Source organism: Acidiphilium sp. PM (assembly GCF_000219295.1).
Classification (GTDB): domain Bacteria; phylum Pseudomonadota; class Alphaproteobacteria; order Acetobacterales; family Acetobacteraceae; genus Acidiphilium; species Acidiphilium multivorum.
The window spans coordinates 1-3,436 of the sequence record NZ_AFPR01000030.1 but is presented as its reverse complement, the minus strand read 5'-3'; the positions used below and the strand labels follow the sequence as shown (position 1 = coordinate 3,436).

The 3,436-nt window shown below is 70.7% G+C and carries 4 protein-coding genes and 1 pseudogene; 3 read left to right on the top strand and 2 right to left on the bottom strand.

From position 1 onward, the window contains the following. A partial coding sequence (locus tag APM_RS01000; protein WP_007421494.1) for a DUF2125 domain-containing protein occupies positions 1-660 on the bottom strand: 660 nt, incomplete at its 3' end. Between the two features lie 124 nt (positions 661-784). Here APM_RS01000 and APM_RS00995 point away from each other — a divergent pair. The 3 genes from APM_RS00995 (at position 785) to APM_RS00985 (ending at position 3,166) form a co-directional block, all read left to right on the top strand. After that, a complete protein-coding gene (locus APM_RS00995; protein ID WP_007421493.1) occupies positions 785-1,717 on the top strand; it encodes a glycosyltransferase family 2 protein in 933 nt (310 codons plus the stop codon). A 61-nt stretch (positions 1,718-1,778) separates the two neighbouring features. Then, entirely contained in the window at positions 1,779-2,240 is a 462-nt protein-coding gene (locus APM_RS00990) for a MaoC family dehydratase (protein WP_007421492.1), read from the top strand. Next, positions 2,237-3,166, top strand: coding sequence for a bifunctional riboflavin kinase/FAD synthetase (locus APM_RS00985; RefSeq protein ID WP_007421491.1), 930 nt, complete (start codon positions 2,237-2,239; stop codon positions 3,164-3,166). Before APM_RS00990 ends, APM_RS00985 begins: the two co-directional genes overlap by 4 nt. Positions 3,167-3,215: 49 nt before the next feature. Here the strand turns inward: APM_RS00985 and APM_RS00980 are convergent. Next, positions 3,216-3,436: pseudogene (locus tag APM_RS00980) on the bottom strand (DNA replication/repair protein RecF); the annotation flags it as partial.

The window sequence follows — 3,436 nt, the reverse complement described above, 5'->3', positions numbered from 1 at the left end:
GACGCTGAGCGCGGTGAGCTTGCCGCCGAACGGCAGGTTGCCGAGGGTGACGAAGAGCGGCGAGAGCGCGAGGCCACGCAGCGATTCGTGCAGCGTGGCGGCCATGGAATCCGGCCCGGCATCCGGATTGCGGGTGCCGCTGGCATCGATCGCGGCGATGCTGACCAGGGTGAAATTGGTGTTCTCGCTGTCGACCCGCAGGTCGGTCGCGTGGAAGGCGCCGGCGCGCAGCGGATCCGGCGCGTGGTGCAGCAGGTCCGCGAGATCGAACCGGTCATCGGCGGCGATGCTGCCGAAGCGCAGGGTGAAGGAGGGGCCGCCTTCGAGGGCCATGCGCCAGACGGTGGCGAAACCGAGATCGAGCGTCAGCGGGGCGGCGGGATGCACCACGAGATCGACCGCGGGGATTTCCAGCGTCGGTGCCGGGCCGTCGGCGACGGGCGGCGTCAGGCGGAGATCGGCGACCCGCACATCGGCGACGAACGGCGAGGTGCCGCGCGTGACGGCGCCGTGGCTGACCGTCCAGCCGGCCGCGTGCAGGCGGGCCGCCGCCTGGTCGACGGCGAGGGCGAGACGGCTTTCGGCATACCACCACAGGCCGAGCCAGCCCAGGGCGGCGAGCACGACGACGAGGGAGAGAAAACGGACAAGCCTCCGCATCTTGCGTCCTTTCATGTGCGCGGGACCAGTCTAGCGGGGGTGCCGGGCAAAGGCCAAACCGGCGGGCCGCACGGTTTACCGGCGGCGCGGCGGCGGTTAAACCGAAAGCGAAACAGGGAGCCGGATGACGATGACGGAACCGAGGATTGCGGTTCTTCTGCCCTGCCATAACGAGGCGGCGGCCATCGGCGCCGTGGTGCGCGCCTTCCGGACCGCCCTGCCCGGCGCGGACATCTATGTGTTCGACAACAATTCGACCGACGATACCGCCGCGATCGCGCGCGGGGCGGGCGCGATCGTCCGGCGGGAGGCGCTGCAGGGCAAGGGCCACGTGGTCCGGCGGATGTTTCGCGACATCCAGGCCGATCTCTACGTGATGGCGGATGGCGACGACACCTATGACGCCGCGCTGGCGCCGGCGATGATCGAGCTGGCCCGGCGGGGGCCTTACGATCTCGTGAACTGCGTGCGGCGGGAGACCGACGCGGCCGCCTATCGCGGCGGCCACAGGCTGGGCAACCGGCTGCTGACCGGGGCGGTGCGGGCGATTTTCGGCGACCGGGTGGAGGACATGCTGTCGGGCTACAAGGTGCTGTCGCGCCGGTTCGTGAAGTCGTTCCCGGTGCTCGCCACCGGATTCGACATCGAGACGGAACTCGCGGTGCATGCGCTCGAACTCGCCCTGCCCATCGCCCATGTCGAGGGCGATTACCGGCCGCGCCCGGCGGGCTCGGAGAGCAAGCTCAGGACCTGGCGCGATGGCTGGCGCATCCTGCGGCTGATCCTGCGCCTGCTGCGGCACGAGCGGCCGCTGGCGTTTTTCGGCGCGCTCGGCGGGGCCGCGTTTCTGGTCGCCGCCGTGCTGATCGCCCCGGTGATCGCGACCTATCTGCGCACCGGCCTCGTGCCGCGGCTGCCGACCGCCGTGCTGGCCACCGGCATCGTGCTCGCCGGGGCGCTGAGCCTGACCACCGGCATCATTCTCGACACGGTGACGCGCGGGCGGCGGGAGACGCGGTTGCTGGCCTATCTGCGGCATGCCGCGCCGGGGCCTTGACCCCGCCCCCCGATCCGGCGCTTTGTGCGCCGCGATACGTTCCACCGCGACGGGAGTTCCCATGCCCAGCTGCGTACCCTTCGACCAGCTCGAACCCGGCCAGACCGCCTCGCTCGGCAAGACCATCACCGAGGCCGACATCCTGCTGTTTTCCGCCGTGTCGATGGACACGAATCCGGTTCACCTGAACCAGGAGCTCGCCGACGAGACGCTGTTCAAGGGACGGGTCGCGCACGGGATGCTGTGCGGCAGCCTGATTTCGGCGGTGCTCGGCACCGTGCTGCCGGGATTGGGGACGATCTATCTCACGCAGTCGATGCGGTTCCGCGCGCCGGTGCGCATCGGCGACACGGTGACGGCGGAGGTCGAGGTTGCCTCGCTCGATCACGAGAAGAAGCGGGCGACCATGCGCACGCGCTGCTTCGTGCGCGGCAAGGTGGTGATCGAGGGCGAGGCGGTCGTGATTCCGCCGACCGAGGCCGTCGTCGCCGTGGCGCAGAACGAGAAGCGCGCCGCCGAATGATCCGCGTCTTCCACGACTGGAGCGGGATTCCTCCGGAGGCGCGCGGCGCCTCGGTGGCGCTCGGGAATTTCGACGGCATGCATCGCGGGCATGTCGAGGTGCTGCGGGCGGCGCATGCGGCGCGGCCGGACGCACCGCGCGCGGCGCTGACCTTCGCGCCGCATCCGCGCGAGTTCTTCCGCCCGGACGATCCGCCATTCCGGCTGATGCTGGAGGCCGAGCGGGCGGCGGCGCTGGAGGCCGAGGGAATCGAGATCCTCTATGAGCTCACGTTCGACCGCGCCTTCTCGCTGCTGAGCGCCGAGGCATTCATCGAGGAGGTGCTCGATCGCGGGATCGGGGCGGCGCACCTCGCCTGCGGGGCGGATTTCGCCTTCGGCCACCGGCGGGGCGGCGATGTCGCCATGCTGCGGGCGGCGGCGGAGGCGCGCGGGATCGGGCTGTCGATCGTGCCGCATCTCGACGATGCCGAAGGGCCGATCTCCTCCAGCCGGATCCGCCGGCTGCTGCAGGACGGGTACCCCGAACGCGCCGCGGCGCTGCTCGGCCGGCCGCACGCGATTCGCGGCGTGGTCGCGCATGGCGACGCGCGGGGACGGACGATCGGCTTTCCCACCGCCAATGTCGCGCTCGGGCGGCACCTCGAACCGGCGCGCGGCGTGTATGCGGTGACGGTGCGGCTGGCCGATGGGCGCATGGTCAAGGGCGTGGCCAATATCGGCCGGCGGCCGACCGTGGCGGAGGGGGCGATCTCACGGCTGGAGGCGCATCTGTTCGACTTCAGCGGCGACCTCTATGGCCAGGAGATCACCGTGTCGCTCCACCGGTTCATCCGCGACGAGCGGCGCTTCGCCAGTTTCGACGAGTTGCGCGCGCAGATCGCGGCGGACGCGGACGAGGCGCGGCGCCTGCTGAGCACGGTCTGAAACAATCGTTCAAACTCAATTGATTAGATAAATATCCTGGACTGACTCGTCAGGCGCGGCGGAGCGCGCCCTCCCCCACCGTCCAGATCGCGGCATCGCCGAGGGCGGCGAGCTGGTCGCGTTCGGTCGCGGTGCAGAAGACCTGCGCGCCGCCGCGATGCAGGGCCTCGCCGAGCGCCGAGCGGTGGGCGGCGTCGAGATGCACGAAGGGTTCGTCGAGCAGCAGGACCGGGGCGGCGCCGCGGGAAATGGCAACCAGGGCGGCGTGGG